Annotated in this window: 14 protein-coding genes and 2 pseudogenes; 9 read left to right on the forward strand and 7 right to left on the reverse strand. The window is 62.0% G+C overall.

The window, feature by feature from the left end; genetic code table 11:
- Positions 1-4: 4 nt before the first annotated feature.
- Complete coding sequence (pcaR, locus tag CQW31_RS26045) at positions 5-880, reverse strand: pca regulon transcriptional regulator PcaR (protein ID WP_054885056.1); 876 nt, start codon at positions 878-880, stop codon at positions 5-7.
- 454 nt (positions 881-1334) lie between these two features.
- On the opposite strand from pcaR, the gene CQW31_RS26055 reads away from it, so the two are divergent.
- Both CQW31_RS26055 and CQW31_RS26060 read left to right on the forward strand, forming a co-directional pair.
- Entirely contained in the window at positions 1335-1535 is a 201-nt protein-coding gene (locus CQW31_RS26055; RefSeq protein ID WP_027917930.1) for a hypothetical protein, read from the forward strand.
- A 316-nt stretch (positions 1536-1851) separates the two neighbouring features.
- Positions 1852-3324, forward strand: a complete 1473-nt coding sequence (locus CQW31_RS26060; RefSeq protein ID WP_099815751.1) for an inorganic phosphate transporter — start codon at positions 1852-1854, stop codon at positions 3322-3324.
- 158 nt (positions 3325-3482) lie between these two features.
- On the opposite strand, the gene CQW31_RS26065 is transcribed toward CQW31_RS26060, so the two are convergent.
- A complete protein-coding gene (locus CQW31_RS26065; RefSeq protein WP_099815752.1) occupies positions 3483-4958 on the reverse strand; it encodes a helicase HerA-like domain-containing protein in 1476 nt (491 codons plus the stop codon).
- A gap of 164 nt (positions 4959-5122) precedes the next feature.
- On the opposite strand from CQW31_RS26065, the pseudogene CQW31_RS32260 reads away from it, so the two are divergent.
- From CQW31_RS32260 to CQW31_RS26085, 5 genes and pseudogenes are all read left to right on the forward strand, one after another.
- A pseudogene (locus CQW31_RS32260) lies at positions 5123-6139 on the forward strand (cache domain-containing protein); the annotation flags it as partial.
- A gap of 261 nt (positions 6140-6400) precedes the next feature.
- Positions 6401-6997, forward strand: a pseudogene (locus tag CQW31_RS32265) (methyl-accepting chemotaxis protein); the annotation flags it as partial.
- 198 nt (positions 6998-7195) lie between these two features.
- Positions 7196-8317 carry a glycosyltransferase family 1 protein gene (locus tag CQW31_RS26075; protein WP_099815754.1) on the forward strand — a complete coding sequence of 374 codons (1122 nt, stop codon included), beginning with the start codon at positions 7196-7198 and terminating at the stop codon, positions 8315-8317.
- The gene (locus tag CQW31_RS26080; protein ID WP_099815755.1) at positions 8310-9074 is read left to right on the forward strand and encodes a DUF2334 domain-containing protein; all 765 of its coding nucleotides are present in this window, start codon (positions 8310-8312) and stop codon (positions 9072-9074) included. Before CQW31_RS26075 ends, CQW31_RS26080 begins: the two co-directional genes overlap by 8 nt.
- Positions 9071-10063 carry a lysylphosphatidylglycerol synthase transmembrane domain-containing protein gene (locus tag CQW31_RS26085; RefSeq protein ID WP_099815756.1) on the forward strand — a complete coding sequence of 331 codons (993 nt, stop codon included), beginning with the start codon at positions 9071-9073 and terminating at the stop codon, positions 10061-10063. The genes CQW31_RS26080 and CQW31_RS26085 overlap by 4 nt, the downstream gene beginning before the upstream one ends.
- On the opposite strand, the gene CQW31_RS32270 is transcribed toward CQW31_RS26085, so the two are convergent.
- Positions 9969-10199: a hypothetical protein gene (locus CQW31_RS32270; protein WP_099815757.1), complete on the reverse strand. Its 231-nt coding sequence runs from the start codon at positions 10197-10199 to the stop codon at positions 9969-9971. The two genes, CQW31_RS26085 and CQW31_RS32270, sit on opposite strands and share 95 nt — an antisense overlap.
- A 147-nt stretch (positions 10200-10346) precedes the next feature.
- Complete coding sequence (gene purU / locus CQW31_RS26095; RefSeq protein WP_023378897.1) at positions 10347-11198, reverse strand: formyltetrahydrofolate deformylase; 852 nt, start codon at positions 11196-11198, stop codon at positions 10347-10349.
- 297 nt (positions 11199-11495) lie between these two features.
- On the opposite strand from purU, the gene mvaT reads away from it, so the two are divergent.
- A complete protein-coding gene (mvaT, locus tag CQW31_RS26100; RefSeq protein WP_099815758.1) occupies positions 11496-11873 on the forward strand; it encodes a histone-like nucleoid-structuring protein MvaT in 378 nt (125 codons plus the stop codon).
- Positions 11874-11940: 67 nt separating this feature from the next.
- On the opposite strand, the gene sbcB is transcribed toward mvaT, so the two are convergent.
- The 3 genes from sbcB to CQW31_RS26115 all read right to left on the reverse strand — a co-directional run bounded on the left by sbcB (position 11941) and on the right by CQW31_RS26115 (position 14296).
- The gene (gene sbcB / locus CQW31_RS26105; protein ID WP_099815759.1) at positions 11941-13380 is read right to left on the reverse strand and encodes an exodeoxyribonuclease I; all 1440 of its coding nucleotides are present in this window, start codon (positions 13378-13380) and stop codon (positions 11941-11943) included.
- A gap of 45 nt (positions 13381-13425) precedes the next feature.
- A complete protein-coding gene (locus CQW31_RS26110) occupies positions 13426-13785 on the reverse strand; it encodes a PilZ domain-containing protein (RefSeq protein ID WP_054885065.1) in 360 nt (119 codons plus the stop codon).
- Positions 13786-13909: 124 nt separating this feature from the next.
- Positions 13910-14296 (reverse strand): hypothetical protein, encoded by a 387-nt coding sequence (locus CQW31_RS26115; RefSeq protein ID WP_099815760.1) that lies wholly within the window; start codon positions 14294-14296, stop codon positions 13910-13912.
- 181 nt (positions 14297-14477) lie between these two features.
- Here CQW31_RS26115 and pyk point away from each other — a divergent pair, with 181 nt between their 5' ends.
- Positions 14478-15932: a pyruvate kinase gene (pyk, locus tag CQW31_RS26120; protein ID WP_054885067.1), complete on the forward strand. Its 1455-nt coding sequence runs from the start codon at positions 14478-14480 to the stop codon at positions 15930-15932.
- Positions 15933-15984: the final 52 nt, after the last annotated feature.

Below are 15984 nucleotides of genomic sequence, written 5' to 3' on the forward strand. Positions count from 1 at the left end.
GCTGTCAGCCGAACAACTGGTGACAAAGATCGCGGCTGGCCGCCAGCAGGATCGGCAGGAAGCGTTGCTCCAGTTCACTGCGCGTCACCCGCCCGACGTGAGTGCTCACGTTCAGCGCCGCCAGCACCTGCCCGGACGCATCATAGATAGGCACGGCGATCGAGCGCAGCCCTTGTTCCAGTTCCTGGTCGACCACGCACCAACCCTGTTCCCGCACTTGCTGAATGCAGGCGAACAATGACTCTGGGTCATTCAGGGTACGACTGGTGCGCGCCTTGAGGTCGGCGCGGTCGAGGTATTCGCGCAGGCTGGTGTCGTCCATCGCCGCCAGCAGGATACGGCCCATGGACGTGCAATAGGCCGGCAACCGCCCGCCGACCGACAGGTCGACCGAAATCAGCCGCTCCACCGTAGCCGAGCGGGCTATATACAGGATGTCGTCGCCTTCGAGGGTTGCCATGTTGGCAGCCTCGTGCAACTGGTCGCTGATGCGGTCCAGATAGGGCTGGGCCGACACCGCCAGCGGTGTTGACGACAAGTAGGCATGGCCCAGGGTCAACACTTTCGGCAACAGCGAATAGGTACGCCCATCGGTAGTGGCGTAACCCAGCTTGATCAAGGTGTGCAGGCAGCGGCGCACGGCAGCCCTGGGGATTTCCGTGCGATGGCTGATCTGGGCGATGGTCAGGTGGCGCTTGCGCTCCTGGAAGGCCTGGATCACCGCCAGGCCACGCGCCAGGGAGGTCATGAAATCAGGGTCACCCGTAAACGCCTGGATACGCTTGGCCGGCGAAGCCACGATCGGCGGTGCCAGCGCAGGTGCGCTTGGGCGGGGCGCTTCTGGGTTGGCAGTTTCGTTGGCCGTGGTTTCGTCGTTCATCGCTCACCTCAAATAAATCGCTGGCTCGTGCGATTATCGAACGAACGGCCGATAATCGCAATTGACCGCCGACAAATTTACTTATACCTTTCTCCTGCCACATGTGGCTTCTTTGGAGAGACTGGTCAGGTACCCACCGTAGAAGTCCCAAGGCAACGGCCTCGCCTCGTGCGGGGCCGTTTTATTTCTGCTTTGGTTAAAAGACAGTGAACTGCAGCAGGTACTGTTTGCTCAAAGTTTGTACGAACCGCCAAGGTTATTGAAACTTTGCACGCCATTACATAAACACCCCCTGTTTGACGATTTACTGATTGCTATAATCGATTCCGCTGGCCCGGATCGACACGCTGCCATGCAACACTGGCCAGGTTTCGTTCGCCCACAGCACGTCGCATGTATGGACAATTTGTCCTGTGCACAACACCAACCCACGACTACTCATTCAGGTATTACTGTGACGAAAGATGAACTGCGCGCAGAACTCGAGCGCCAGGCAGAACGTTACAAGGAAGTTTACGGTGGTGAAGTCACCACCTATGCCGCGCAACCGGAACCGGAACGCAAGCCGTGGCGCAAACGTGCCACTGTCCAGGACCAGGCGTTCAGCCAGGAACTGGAAAAAATGGAAAAGGAACTGCGCAGCGAGCAACCCTGATCTGCTCGCTGCACGGCCATCACGTCGCGGGCGCAGCGCCCTCGACGCGGCTTATCTTTACTGAAAAGCCGAGGATGAAATGGAATCACACAAATTTCATACAACCGTTTGAAGCCTGATCGCTCTTGGATTTTCCCGGATATTTGCCGTTTTTTTTGCTTTTTTCTCGTTTTTTTGCGGAACTTATTCCGCCAGATCTCGCCGCCAGCCAGGCTGAGAGCGCACTCACAACGCTGCCATCGGTCAGCAGTGGGTGCATCGATTGCCAAGGTTTTCTGGCATAATCCCGCCCCCCTATGACCGCCAGACAACCTTCATGATCGATTTATTCAGCGGACTGGATGCCTGGGTATTGGTGAGCCTGCTGCTCGCCCTGACCTTCGTGCTCGCATTCGAGTTCATCAATGGCTTTCATGACACCGCTAACGCGGTAGCCACCGTCATCTATACCAAAGCCATGCCACCACACCTGGCCGTGTTCTTCTCCGGGGTGTTCAACTTCCTCGGCGTTCTGCTCGGTGGTGTCGGGGTGGCCTACGCCATCGTGCACCTGCTCCCGGTCGAGCTGCTGATCAATGTGAATACCGGGCATGGCCTGGCCATGGTCTTCTCGTTGCTGGCCGCCGCCATCACCTGGAATCTCGGAACCTGGTACTTCGGCATCCCCGCATCCAGCTCGCACACCCTGATCGGCTCGATCCTCGGGGTGGGCCTGGCCAATGCACTGATCAACGACATCCCGCTGGGCGATGGCGTCAACTGGCAGAAGGCGATCGACATCGCCATGTCGCTGGTGGTCTCGCCGATCGCCGGCTTCGCTGTCGCAGCCCTGGTGCTCATCGGCCTGAAATGGTGGCGCCCGCTGTCGAAGATGCACAAGACGCCTGAACAGCGCCGCAAGCTCGACGACAAGAAGCACCCACCGTTCTGGAACCGCCTGGTCCTGGTGATTTCGGCCATGGGCGTGAGCTTCGTGCACGGCTCCAACGATGGCCAGAAAGGCATCGGCCTGATCATGCTGGTGCTGATTGGCATCGTTCCGGCCAAGTTCGTCCTCGACCTGAACAGCACCACCTACCAGATCGAGCGCACCCGCGACGCCACCTTGCATATGAGCCAGTTCTACCAGCGCAACGCCGCCACCCTCGGCGAGTTCCTGGCACTGGGCAAGGCCAAGTCGACCGACTTGCCGGAGCAGTTCAGCTGCAACCCGCAACAGACCGAACCGACCATTGCCGCCTTGCAGGCGTCGCTGCAAGGCGTGACCGACTACCATGCGCTGGATGCCGAGAAGCGTGTTGAAGTGCGCCGCTATTTGCTGTGCCTGGACGACACTGCGAAGAAAGTAGGCAAGCTGCCTGGCCTGGAGGCCCGTGAAAAGGCCGACCTCGAGAAGCTGCGCAAGGACCTGACCGCCACGACCGAATACGCCCCGTTCTGGGTGATCGTGGCCGTTGCCCTGGCCCTGGGCCTGGGCACCATGGTCGGCTGGAAGCGTGTGGTACTGACCGTCGGCGAAAAGATCGGCAAGCAGGGCATGACCTATGCCCAGGGCATGTCTGCGCAGATCACCGCAGCCTGCGCCATTGGCATGGCCAACGTGTTCGCCCTGCCGGTGTCGACCACCCACGTGCTGTCGTCCGGCGTTGCCGGCACCATGGTCGCCAACAAGAGCGGCCTGCAAGGCGGCACCGTGAAGACCATCCTGCTGGCCTGGGTACTGACCCTGCCGGCCTCGATGGGCCTGGCGGCCGGCCTGTTCTGGCTGGCGTCCAAGGCACTGGCCTGAGCGATCCCGCTGCACTGAAAAGGCGCCCTGTGGGAGCGGCCTTGTGTCGCGAAAGGGCTGCGAAGCGGCCCCAGGATCTATGCAAAAGCACAGATTGCTGGGGCCGCTGGGCGGCCCTTTCGCGACACAAGGCCGCTCCCACAAAGGCCGCGCTGCCTTCACTTCTTCTTGCCACCCAGCAATGACCCCATCAACCCCCGCACCAATTGCCGCCCGAACTGATTGGCCGCCTGGCGCACCGCCGACTTGATCGCCTGCCCCGCCGCACTCTGCAAAAAATCCCCTGCCTTGTCGGCGAAACTCTCTTCATCCGCTTTCGGCACTGGCGCCGGCTCGACCGGCTCACCTTTGCGCTGGGTCAGCATCTCATACGCCGACTCCCGGTCGATCGCCTTGTCATACCGCCCCAGCAAAGGCGAAGCCGCAATCAACGCGCTGCGCTCGGCCGCACTCAGCGGCCCGATCCGCGATTGCGGTGGCGCGATCAGCACCCGCTGGACCATCGCCGGCGTGCCCTTGTCTTCCAGGGTGCCGACTAACGCCTCGCCAATCCCTAGTTCGGTCAGCACCGCCAGGCTGTCAAACGCCGGGTTCGGGCGGAAGCCATCCGCCACGGCCCTGAGCGATTTTTGCTCTTTGGCGGTAAAGGCGCGCAGGCCATGCTGGATACGCAAGCCCAATTGGGCCAATACGCTATCGGGCAGATCGCCCGGCGACTGGGTGACGAAATACACGCCAACCCCCTTGGAACGGATCAGCCGTACCACCTGTTCCAGGCGGTCCTGCAGTGCTTTCGGCGTGCCGTTGAACAACAGATGCGCCTCATCGAAGAACAGCGCCAGTACCGGTTTGTCAGCATCACCGCGCTCCGGCAGTTGCTCGAACAGCTCAGCCAGCAACCACAGCAGGAATGTCGCGTACACCTTCGGCGCCTCATGCACCAGCCGGCTGGCGTCGAGCAGGTGGATACGCCCGCGGCCATCGGCATCCGGCCGCAACAGGTCCTCCAGTTGCAGCGCCGGTTCGCCAAACAGCGCCTCGGCCCCTTGCTGCTCCAGCGTCGCCAGCCGGCGCAGCAAGGCCTGAGTCGAGCCAGTGGTCATCAACGCACTGTCTTCGCCGAGCAGTTGCGGGTTGTCCTTCAGGTGCGCCAACAGGGCCTTGAGATCTTTCAGGTCGAGCAGCAGCAAGCCTTCGCGATCTGCCACCTTGAATGCCGCATACAGGGCGGCCTGCTGGCTGTCGGTCAACTCCAGCAGGTTGCCAAGCAGCAGCGGGCCCATTTCGCTGAGCGTGGTCCGCAACGGGTGGCCCGACTGCCCCGCCACATCCCAGAGCGTTAACGGATAGGCTTGGGGGGTATGCCCAAGCCAAGGCATGCCAGCGATTCGCTCGGCCACTTTGCCTTGTGGCGTGCCTGCAGCACCCAGGCCGCACAGGTCGCCTTTGACGTCTGCCGCGAACACCGCCACCCCGGCATCGCTGAACACCTCCGCCAGGTGCTGAAGGGTCACGGTCTTGCCAGTACCCGTAGCACCGGCGACCAGGCCATGGCGATTGGCCAGGCGCATGGCTTGCTGGACTGGCTGACCGCCTGGGTCAGCACCTATAACTATGGTCGAAGTATCCGACATCTCTCTCATCCCCCGCTCAAGCTTTGGCTTAATTCGGCCGATACCATTGGGTGATATTCGCCTTAATAGACAGGAGCAACCGAAAAGGACTTTTCGGGATGTTGCACTTTTTGCAGCGATACCGTGCGAACGCCCGATAAAACCTTAGCGGAATCGATTACGCCATGAACAAAAACCTGCGTTTCAGCCACAAGATCCTTCTGGCTGCGTCATTGATCGTGATACTCGCCTTCAGCCTGTTCACCTTTTACAACGATTACCTTCAGCGTAATGCGATCCGCCAGGATCTGGAGAATTATCTGGCTGAAATGGGCGAGTCCACTTCGACCAACATCCGCAACCTGTTCGATGGCCGTATCAAACTGGTCGAAAACCTAGCGCAGAACATTGCCCAGCAACCGGCCAACGCTGAAACACTGATGGGCCAGAATGCCCTGATCTCGAGCTTCCTCACGGTCTACCTGGGCAAGGTCGATGGTGGCTTCAGCGTGCGCCCTGATTCCAAGATGCCCGATGGCTACGACCCGCGCACCCGCCCCTGGTACAAGGACGGCATGAACGCGCAGGGCACCATTCTCACCGAGCCTTACATCGACATGGCCACCAACAAGATGGTCATCGGCATCATCAGCAAGGTTTCCGCCAACGTCGGCGTGGTCGGTGGCGACCTTGCCCTCGATGGCCTGGTACAAATCATCAACTCGCTGAACTTTGGCGGCATGGGTTATGCCTTCCTGGTCAACGACCAAGGCAAGATCCTGGTCCACCCGGACAAGGATCTGGTGATGAAGTCGCTGTCGGACCTGTTCCCACAGGACACGCCGAAACTGTCCGGCGCGCTGACCGAAGTCAGCTCCGACGGCCAAGCCCGCCTGCTGACCTTCACCCCGATCAAGGGCCTGCCTTCGGCCAACTGGTACATCGGCCTTTCGGTGGACAGGGACAAGGCCTTTGCCATGCTCAGCACCTTCCGCACCTCGGCGGTGATCGCCACGCTGGTGGCGGTGGTGATCATCATCGGCCTGCTCGGCCTGCTGATCCGCGTGCTGATGCAGCCGCTGCTCACCATGACCCGGGCCATGGAAGACATCGCCGAAGGTGAAGGCGACCTGACCAAGCGCCTGAGCATCCACAGCGACGACGAGTTCGGCATCCTCGGCAAAGCCTTCAACCGCTTCGTCGAACGCATCCACGGCTCGATCCGCGAAGTGTCGTCGGCGACCGAGCAGGTCAATGAAGTGGCCCTGCGCGTGATCAGCGCCTCGAATTCATCGATGGCCAACTCCGACGAGCAGTCCAACCGCACCAACAGCGTCGCCGCAGCCATCAACGAACTTGGCGCCGCTGCCCAGGAAATCGCTGGCAATGCCGCTCAAGCCTCGCAGCACGCCAGCTCCGCGCGCCTGCTGGCCGAGGAAGGCCAGCAGGTGGTGGAGCGCAACATCGCCGCGATGAACCGCCTGTCCGACCTGATCGTCACCTCGAGCGCGCACATCGAGACGCTCAACAGCAAGACCGTGAACATCGGCCAGATCCTCGAAGTGATCACCAGTATTTCCCAGCAAACCAACCTGCTGGCGCTCAATGCTGCGATCGAAGCGGCCCGCGCCGGTGAGGCCGGGCGTGGTTTCGCCGTGGTTGCCGACGAGGTACGCAACCTGGCGCACCGCACCCAGGAGTCGGCACAGCAGGTGCAGACCATGATCGAAGAGTTGCAGGTCGGCGCCCGCGAGTCGGTCGATACCATGAGCCAGAGCCAGCGCCACAGCCAGGACAGCATGCAGATCGCCAACCAGGCCGGCGAGCGCCTGGACAGCGTGACCGTGCGCATTGGCGAAATCGACGGCATGAACCAGTCGGTGGCCACTGCCACGGAAGAGCAGACCGCAGTGGTCGACTCGATCAACATGGACATCAACGAAATCAACATGCTCAACCAGGAAGGTGTCGAGAACCTCCAGGCCACCCTGCGCGCCTGCTCGGACCTGGAGCAGCAGGCCACCCGCCTGAAGCATCTGGTCGGCAGTTTCCGGATCTGACCGCCAGACCGCGTCGCCTGCTTCGCGGCTAAATCCGCTCCTACAGGATTGCGCAATTCCCTGCAGGAGCGCGGCTTAAGCCGCGAAGAATCCACCCCTGCCCTGCCGCCCAACCCGATCGAACAAACTATCCTTCTGGTAGGTCAACCTTTAGGCGCGTCATCGCCAGATGACAAACCCGAAGACGATCCCGGAGGGATGCTGATCGTGCACATCGCCGACATCACCATGTTCTACGCCCCGGCCAGCGGCGGCGTGCGGACTTACCTCGACGCCAAACACCATCGCCTCGACGCGCTTGCGGGCGTACGCCACAGCCTTCTGATCCCCGGCCCCAGCGCCAGCCATGCCGATGGCATCTACCAGGTCCCTGCACCGCCCCTGCCTTTCGGCAACGGCTACCGCTTCCCGGTGCGCCTGGCGCCCTGGTGCAACGTGCTGCGCCACCTCAAGCCCGACCTGATCGAAGTCGGCGACCCTTACCTGACTGCCTGGGCGGCGCTGGAAGCCCGGCGCAAGCTCGACGTGCCAGTGATCGGCTTCTACCACTCCGACCTGCCACTGCTGGTGAGCAACCGCATGGGTAACTGGTTCACACCGAATGTCGAAGCCTATGTGAGCAAACTCTATGGCAATTTCGACCGGGTGCTGGCGCCGAGCCTGGTGATGGCCGACAAACTGCGCCGCCTCGGCGTGCGCGACGTGCACGTGCAGCGGCTGGGTGTCGACCTGCAGACCTTCCACCCTGACCGGCGCGACCCGCAACTGCGGGCCCAGCTGGGCATCGCCGATACCAGCCGCCTGCTCATCTATGCCGGGCGTGGCTCACGGGAGAAGAACCTGCCCGTGCTGCTCGAATGCATGCAACACCTTGGGCAGCCCTACCACCTGTTGCTGGTCGGCTCGAACATGCCGGCCAACGTGCCCGGGAACGTCACCGTCATCGACCATTTCCGCCCGCCGCAAGAAGTCGCCCGGCTGATGGCCAGCGCCGACCTGCTGGTGCATGCTGGCGACCAGGAAACCTTCGGCCTGGTCATCCTCGAAGCCATGGCCAGTGCCACGCCGGTGGTCGCGGTTCGCGCCGGGGCGTTCGGCGAAATCGTCAACGATCAGTGTGGCCGCCTGTGCCCGGCCAATGATGGCCGGGCGATGGCCTTGGCGGTGCGCGAAGCGTTCGAAGCCGGCGTGCGCAAGCTGGGTGCCCAGGCTCGCCGCCATGTGGAGCAACATTATTCATGGGACAACGTGGTCTGCGGCCTGCTGCAACACTACCAGGCAGTGCTCGGTCACCAACCTCAGGTCCGCGCCCATGGCTGAGGCCGCTACCGCCTCGGGCAGCCTGATGCTGGTGCTGCACGATGTGGCGCCCGAGACTTGGCCGGACTACCAGCCGTTCGTGCAGGCCGTGGACGAGATGGGTGACGTGCCAATGACTTGGCTGGTGGTGCCGGACTTTCATCACCGCAACCCGCTGACCCGCTCACCAACCTTCTGCCGCCTGCTCGAACGGCGCCTGGCGCAGGGTGACGAGCTGGCCCTGCACGGCTTTTACCACGCCGACGATGGGCCCACCCCGCGCAGCCTCGGCGAGTACTTCATGCGGCGCATCTACACCCACGAAGGCGAATTCTATGCCCTGGACCAGGCGCAAGCCCTGCAGCGCCTGGAACGAGGCCTGGCGCTGTTCGCCGGGCAAGGCTGGCCAGTGGCCGGGTTCGTCGCCCCGGCCTGGCTGATGAGCCAAGGCACCCGGCAGGCACTGAGCCAGCTCCCCCTGCGTTACACCAGCACGCCCCGGCACCTTTACCGCTTGCCGGACTTCACCGCGTTCGAGGCGCCGGGGCTGGTATGGAGCGCACGCAGCGCGTGGCGCCGGGGGCTGTCGAAGGTGGTCTGCGACTGGCAGTGTCGGCGCTGGCGCAGCGCTGACACCCTGCGTCTGGGTTTGCATCCTGTCGACATGCGCCACCGCTCATCGCGCAATTACTGGCTGCGCACCCTCGATCACTTGCTGCAGCAAGGCCGGGAGCCACTGACCAAGTCGGCGTGGCTGGAGCGCCAGGTGGGCGCATGAACCGCTTCGGCTGGCTGGCCGTGGCACTAACTGGCGCCTTGCTGGTGCCGGCCTGGCTCGGCGGCGACGAACTGCTGCCCAGGCTGGCGGCCTTCGACACCCGGTTATTGCTGGCCCTGCTCGGCATGATCCTGCTGTGCTGGGTGATCAATGCCATGCGCCTGCGCCTGCTGCTCGGCCAGCAGGCGGCGCAGCTGGGCCGGGTGCGCAGCCTGGGCGTGGTGATGGCCACCGAGTTCGCCATCTGTACCACGCCTGGCGGCAGCGGCGGCCCGATCACCCTCATGGCCCTGCTCGCCCGTGACCGCATCGGGCCGGCCCGTAGTGGTGCGGTATTTGCCATGGATCAGTTGAACGACCTGCTGTTCTTTTTCTGCGCGATGCTGGCGATTGCCGGTTATGCCCTGTTCCACAGCCTCGGGCGCAGTCAGCAAAGCATGTTGCTGGGCAGCGCTTTGCTGCTGTGTGCAGCCCTGACCATGATCGTGGTACTGCTGCGTTATCGCCGGGCTGTGATGCGCTTCAACGGGCGCCTGCTGCAACGCCTGGGCATGCCCGCCAGGCGCAAACGCCGCTGGGCCCGCAAGGTCTTGCATTTCATCGATGCGCTGGCACAGACCTGGCAGTTGCCAAAACGCACCCTGGCGCTGGTGTTCACCCTCACCTGCCTGCACTGGAGCCTGCGCTACAGCGTGCTGTACCTGGTGCTGCAGGGCCTGGGGGTGGAGCTGTCGTGGATCCCGAGCTTCCTGGTGCAGATGCTGTCGCTCAGCGCCGGGCAATTCAGCCTGCTGCCAGGTGGCGCTGGTGCCGCCGAGCTGACTTCAGCCAGCCTGCTGACGCCGCTGGTGGGCAGTTCGACAGCCGCAGCGGCGATCTTCATCTGGCGGGCGATCACTTACTACTTTTATCTGCTGGCGGGCGGGCCGGTGTTTTTCTGCCTGCTGGCGCGTCCGTTGCTGGAGCGCTGGCGGGGTCAGACGGGTTGAGCTGGCGCCACAATTGGGCGGCATCGGGGAAGTCGGTACCGTCGTCGTCGCTCAACGCTTCGGGGTCGTAGCGGGCCAGGCAGCCTTCGCCGAGGGTGGGTGGGGATGAGGCTGTGGGCTGGTTACGCTTGGCCATAAGTGACTCCCGTTAACGGGGGTGCTTCACGCCCCTGTGGGAGCGGGCGTGCCCGCGAACACCGGCGAAGCCGGTGCCATCCATCGCACCGCCTGCTTGGCGGGCACGCCCGCTCCCACAAGGGCTGCTGCGCAGCCCCACTGACTATCAGTCGAATACCACGGTCTTGTTGCCATGCACCAGTACGCGGTCTTCCAGGTGATAGCGCAGGCCACGGGCCAGAACCATCTTCTCGACATCACGGCCGAAGCGGACCATGTCTTCGATGCTGTCGGCGTGGCTCACACGCACCACGTCCTGCTCGATGATCGGGCCGGCGTCCAGCTCCTCGGTTACGTAATGGCAGGTCGCACCGATCAGCTTCACGCCACGCAGGGCTGCCTGGTGATACGGCTTGGCGCCGACGAACGATGGCAGGAAGCTGTGGTGGATGTTGATGACCTTTTCGGCATAGTCCTGGCACAGTTGCGGCGGCAGGATCTGCATGTAACGCGCCAGCACCACCACGTCAGCCGCGTGCTCCTGAACCAGGCGCGACACTTCGGCAAAGGCCGGGGCCTTGTCCTTGGGGTCGACCGGCACGTGGAAGAACGGAATACCGTGCCACTCGACCATGCTGCGCAGGTCGTTGTGGTTGGAAATCACGCACGGGATCTCGCAGTCCAGTTCATCGGTGTGCCAGCGGTGCAGCAGGTCAGCCAGGCAGTGCGATTCGCGGCTGGCCATCAAGACCACACGCTTCTTCTGCGCCGAGTCGGTAATACGCCAGGTCATGGAGAACTCTTCGGCGATCGGCGCGAAGGCCTCACGGAACGCCTCGATACCGAATGGCAGCGATTCGGCGCGGATTTCATGGCGCATGAAGAACCAGCCGCTCTGTTCATCAGAGTGGTGGCTGGCTTCGTTGATCCAGCCATTGTACAAGGCCAGGAAATTACTGACTTTCGCCACGATGCCAACACGGTCGGGGCAGGCGATCACCAGACGATAGGTGCGCATGAATTAAGACTCCAGAACTTCGCAAAGGCGCTCATTCTAGCGGCCCGACCAGAAAAACGCAGTAATCATCGCGCCCGCCGGCAATGATATGCCCGGCCACCCTGGCCGTGAGCCCGGCGGCTACAGCTTGATGACAACCAGGCCGAAGTCCAGGGCCTTATGTAAAATTTTCTTAATCTTGAGATATTTTGTCACAGGGCTAATAACAGTTAAGTACTGAATAATATGTTTACTTGAGAGTATCGCCTGTCTATTATTGCCTCACACATTTCTGAACACGCATTAAAGGAACACTCCATGTCCCTGATCAACGAGTACCGCGCTACCGAAGAAGCCATCAAGGAACTTCAGGCCCGCCTGGCCAACCTGTCGCAGGATGACAAGCTGAAGAAAGAACTGGAGTTCGAAGGCAAACTGCGCAACCTGATGGGCGAATATTCCAAGTCGCTGCGCGACGTCATTGCCCTGCTCGACCCAGAGTCGAAACTGAGCAAAGGCCCACGCGGTGCAGCGAAACCTGTTGCTACCAAGCGTGCGCGCAAGGTCAAGCAATACAAGAACCCGCACAACGGTGAAGTGATCGAAACCAAAGGCGGCAACCACAAGACCCTGAAAGAATGGAAAGCCAAATGGGGCGGCGACGTGGTTGAAAGCTGGGCGACCCTGCTGGACTGATTGTCCGCAGCAACGCTGCTACATATACCAACAAGAACGCCGGCATGATGCCGGCGTTTTTGTTTGTTCATTCAACACTGATGGCAAACTGCTCAGCCAAGTTGCGGGCATGCGCCTGCCACGCCTCCAACACCCGCCGTCCGGCCTCGTCGGCGCTGGCCCAGGCGCTCAGCCTGGCCTGCTCGAAATCCCCCAGCGTGTTCGGTGCGCCCCACTGCGGGTCGCTCAGGCGTTGCTGGCAGAAGCCATACCAGCGTTGGCGCTCTTCGCTGTTCAGGGTCTGCGGGAAGTTACGGGCGCGATACCGGAACAGCAACTCCGGCAGGCGCGGATCATCGAACATCCAGTGGCCATGCGCTAACTGGGCAGGGTCCAGCGTACGAACTTGCTCGCACAAGCGACGGTCGCGATCACCGATGAAACCGTCATACAACTGCTGTTCCGGGTCTTCCACCGCAGTGAAATCTTCCTTGCCATAGATAAACTCCAGCTTGTCTTGCCACAGCGCCTGTTGCTTAGCCAATTGTTCAGCACGTGATTGCACCTGTGGCAAATCGATGCCCAGTCGCTGCTGATCGGCAGGGCGCAATACCGAAAGCGGAGCCACTACGGGGCAGCGATTGATCTGCACCAACTTGAGCGGAACCGGTAATTGCCCCTCGGACAATTGCTCATGCCGCGTGTACAAACGCTCGCGCAGTACCTCGGCACTTTCCCTTATTAACGGTAGGGTTTCCTGGTGCAGGTCGCACACAATCAGTGCATTGCGATTACGCGGGTGCCAGGCCAACGGCAAGACCACGCCCAGATAATTACGCGCCGCAGAAAAACGCCCGGATATATGCACCATCGGCTGCAACAGGCAGATCTGTTCCATCACTTTGTGCTTGCTGCGCAACTGGAACAGCCATTCGTACAACTTGGGTTGTTTCTGCCTGATCAGGCGTGCCAAAGCAATGGTGGCCCGTACGTCGGAAAGCGCTTCATGGGCATGCCCGTGGTCGATGCCATTGGCCTGGCTGAGCAATTCCAGGCGCAGGCTGGTGCGCCCGTCCTGTTGTGGCCAGACGATACCCTCCGGGCGCAGGGCATAGGCAGTGCGCACCACGTCGATCAGGTCCCAGCGGCTGTTGCCGCCCTGCCACTCGCGGGCATAAGGGTCGAAGAAGTTGCGGTACAGGCTGTAGCGGGTGACTTCATCGTCAAAACGCAGGGTGTTGTAGCCGGCGCTGCATGTGCCGGGGCGCGCCAGTTGCGCGTGCACCCGGGTCATGAACTCGGCTTCGCACAAGCCCTGCCTGGCGAGTTGCTCGGGGGTGATACCAGTGACCAGGCAGGCCGCCGGGTGCGGCAGAATATCGTCCGAGGGGCGGCAGTAGAGGTTGATCGGTTCTTCGATCTCGTTGAGTTCGAAATCGGTGCGCACACCTGCAACCTGCAGCGGCCGGTCGCAGCGCGGGTTGATGCCTGTGGTTTCGTAGTCGTGCCAGAAGATGCTGGAAGTCACGGGGTCGTCCTGTTTCAAGGTCGACCGATTCTAGCGGAGACAGGCTCAGGCGGAAGCGTTGGCGGGGCGGAAACTGAAATAGTCGCGCAGCGAGCGGACGAATTCGTCGTATTCGCGCGGCGCCTGCAACAGCATGAAGCCAGAATCGTAGTGGCCCGGGGTCTGGTCTTCCCGGCACCACAGGCAGCTGGCGGTCAGGTTGATGAACTGAAACCCGCCACCCGCCAACGGCAGGCGCAATTGCAGTTCAAAGTCCGGCCCGACCAGCACGGGTAGCGAGCTGATCAGCATGATGCCGTCTTCGGAGGCATTGCCCAGCTGACCGATCGGCTGATCGGTGAAACGGTTGTAGACCGTCAGCACACAAGGCAACTGATGGCGTTCGATATGGCGCTGGATGAACATGATAGCGAGTGCAGTCCTGTACCTGGTGCCAGGAATGCGAGGTACTGGCGGTTGCTGTAACGACTGAGTTACAGATTAGCGCAGCAGCCCGGGCAAATCCCGTGAAATTAGAGACACCTTGGTGTTAACGCCAAGTGGGGGTAGTCACCGGGTTGGTCACTGCCGCCTCCCCACCCCGGTAGTGACCGAGCTTCTGCAGGGTCTCCAGCCGCGCCTTGGCGCGATAGGCGTATTCATTGCCCGGGTACTGCTGGATCAGGTACTCGTAGGTTTGCGCGGCATCCACATAAAGCATGTCACGCTCAAGGCATTGACCGCGCAGCAGCGACACTTCCGGGTGGATGAACGGCCGCGCACGGCTGGTGCGGTCGACCTGCGACAACTCCAGCATGACCTTCGAACAGTCGCCCCGGTCATAGGCGCGGTAGGCGTTGTTCAGGTGGTGGTCCATGGACCAGCGGGTGCAGCCGACGGTGCTGGCCGCCAGGGCAATGATGATCAGGGCGCGCATGGGGTATCTCCTTTGATGCCAGTGTATCGGCCATTGCCGGCAAATCTTCACAGCGTTTTGCAAGGATACTCCCACCCGTTCAAATGCCACCCTGCATCGGCCGCAGGTAGTGCAACGGAACAATGACTACAGCGTAATTGAGGAGTAGCCTTTCGCTGCGCTTCACTATAGGAGTCTGTGCATGAGCATCCGCCGTACCAAAATCGTCGCCACCCTTGGCCCCGCCAGCAACTCGCCGGAAGTGATCGAACAGCTGATCCTTGCCGGCCTGGACGTGGCACGCCTGAACTTCTCCCACGGCACGCCGGACGAGCACAAGGCACGCGCCCGCCTGATCCGTGACATCGCCGCCAAGAACGGCCGCCATGTCGCACTGTTGGGCGACCTGCAGGGTCCGAAGATCCGCATCGCCAAGTTCGCCAACAAGCGCATCGAACTGAAGATCGGTGACAAGTTCACGTTCTCCACCGCCCACCCGCTGACCGAAGGCAACCAGGACATCGTCGGTATCGACTATCCCGACCTGGTCAAGGACTGCGGCGTCGGTGACGAACTGCTGCTCGACGACGGCCGTGTGGTCATGCGCGTCGAGACCGCCACCGCAGATGCCCTGCACTGCGTGGTGATCATCGGTGGCCCGCTGTCGGACCACAAAGGCATCAACCGCAAAGGTGGCGGCCTGACCGCTCCGGCCCTGACCGAAAAAGACAAGGCCGACATCAAGCTCGCCGCGGAAATGGACCTGGACTACCTGGCCGTCTCCTTCCCGCGTGACGCCAGCGACATGGAATACGCCCGCAAGCTGCGTGACGAATCTGGCGGCAGCGCCTGGCTGGTGGCCAAGATCGAACGCGCCGAAGCCGTTGCCGACGATGAAACACTCGACAAGCTGATCCTCGCCTCCGACGCCGTCATGGTTGCCCGTGGCGACCTGGGTGTGGAAATCGGCGACGCCGAGCTGATCGCCATCCAGAAGAAGATCATCCAGCACGCCCGCCGCAACAACAAGGCGGTGATCGTCGCGACCCAGATGATGGAGTCGATGATCCAGAACCCGATGCCGACCCGCGCCGAAGTGTCCGACGTGGCCAACGCCGTACTCGACAACACCGATGCGGTGATGCTGTCGGCCGAAAGCGCCGCAGGTGCCTACCCGATCGAAGCCGTACAGGCCATGGCGCGTATCTGTTCCGGTGCCGAAAAGCACCCGACCAGCCAGAAGTCCAGCCACCGCCTGCACACCACCTTCGAGCGCTGCGACGAAAGCATCGCTCTGGCGGCCATCTACACCGCCAACCACTTCCCGGGCGTGAAGGCGATCATCGCCCTGACCGAAAGCGGCTACACCCCGCTGATCATGTCGCGCCTGCGTTCGCACGTGCCGATCTTCGCGCTGTCACCGCACCGCGCCACCCAGGCCCGCGCCAACATGTTCCGCGGCGTCTACCCGATTGCCTTCGACCCGGCTTCGCTGCCGGCCGACAAGGTCAGCCAGGCGGCCGTCGACGAGCTGCTCAAGCGCGGCCTGGTGGAGCAAGGTGACTGGGTAATCCTGACCAAGGGCGACAGCTACCACACCATCGGTGGCACCAACGGCATGAAGATCCTCCACGTCGGTGACCCGATGGTCGGTTGATCTGCTCCAAATGGGGCCGCTTTGCGGCCCAATCGCGACACAAGGCCGCTCC

The organism is Pseudomonas sp. 382 (genome assembly GCF_002759075.1).
GTDB lineage: Bacteria > Pseudomonadota > Gammaproteobacteria > Pseudomonadales > Pseudomonadaceae > Aquipseudomonas > Aquipseudomonas vlassakiae.

Coding starts and splice junctions, on each gene's coding strand:
- pcaR (WP_054885056.1), bottom strand. CDS start 880: ATGAACGACGAAACCACGGCCAACGAAACTGCCAACCCAGAAGCGCCC.
- CQW31_RS26060 (WP_099815751.1), top strand. CDS start 1,852: ATGATCGATTTATTCAGCGGACTGGATGCCTGGGTATTGGTGAGCCTG.
- CQW31_RS26065 (WP_099815752.1), bottom strand. CDS start 4,958: ATGTCGGATACTTCGACCATAGTTATAGGTGCTGACCCAGGCGGTCAG.
- CQW31_RS26075 (WP_099815754.1), top strand. CDS start 7,196: ATGCTGATCGTGCACATCGCCGACATCACCATGTTCTACGCCCCGGCC.
- CQW31_RS26080 (WP_099815755.1), top strand. CDS start 8,310: ATGGCTGAGGCCGCTACCGCCTCGGGCAGCCTGATGCTGGTGCTGCAC.
- CQW31_RS26085 (WP_099815756.1), top strand. CDS start 9,071: ATGAACCGCTTCGGCTGGCTGGCCGTGGCACTAACTGGCGCCTTGCTG.
- CQW31_RS32270 (WP_099815757.1), bottom strand. CDS start 10,199: ATGGCCAAGCGTAACCAGCCCACAGCCTCATCCCCACCCACCCTCGGC.
- purU (WP_023378897.1), bottom strand. CDS start 11,198: ATGCGCACCTATCGTCTGGTGATCGCCTGCCCCGACCGTGTTGGCATC.
- mvaT (WP_099815758.1), top strand. CDS start 11,496: ATGTCCCTGATCAACGAGTACCGCGCTACCGAAGAAGCCATCAAGGAA.
- CQW31_RS26110 (WP_054885065.1), bottom strand. CDS start 13,785: ATGTTCATCCAGCGCCATATCGAACGCCATCAGTTGCCTTGTGTGCTG.
- CQW31_RS26115 (WP_099815760.1), bottom strand. CDS start 14,296: ATGCGCGCCCTGATCATCATTGCCCTGGCGGCCAGCACCGTCGGCTGC.
- pyk (WP_054885067.1), top strand. CDS start 14,478: ATGAGCATCCGCCGTACCAAAATCGTCGCCACCCTTGGCCCCGCCAGC.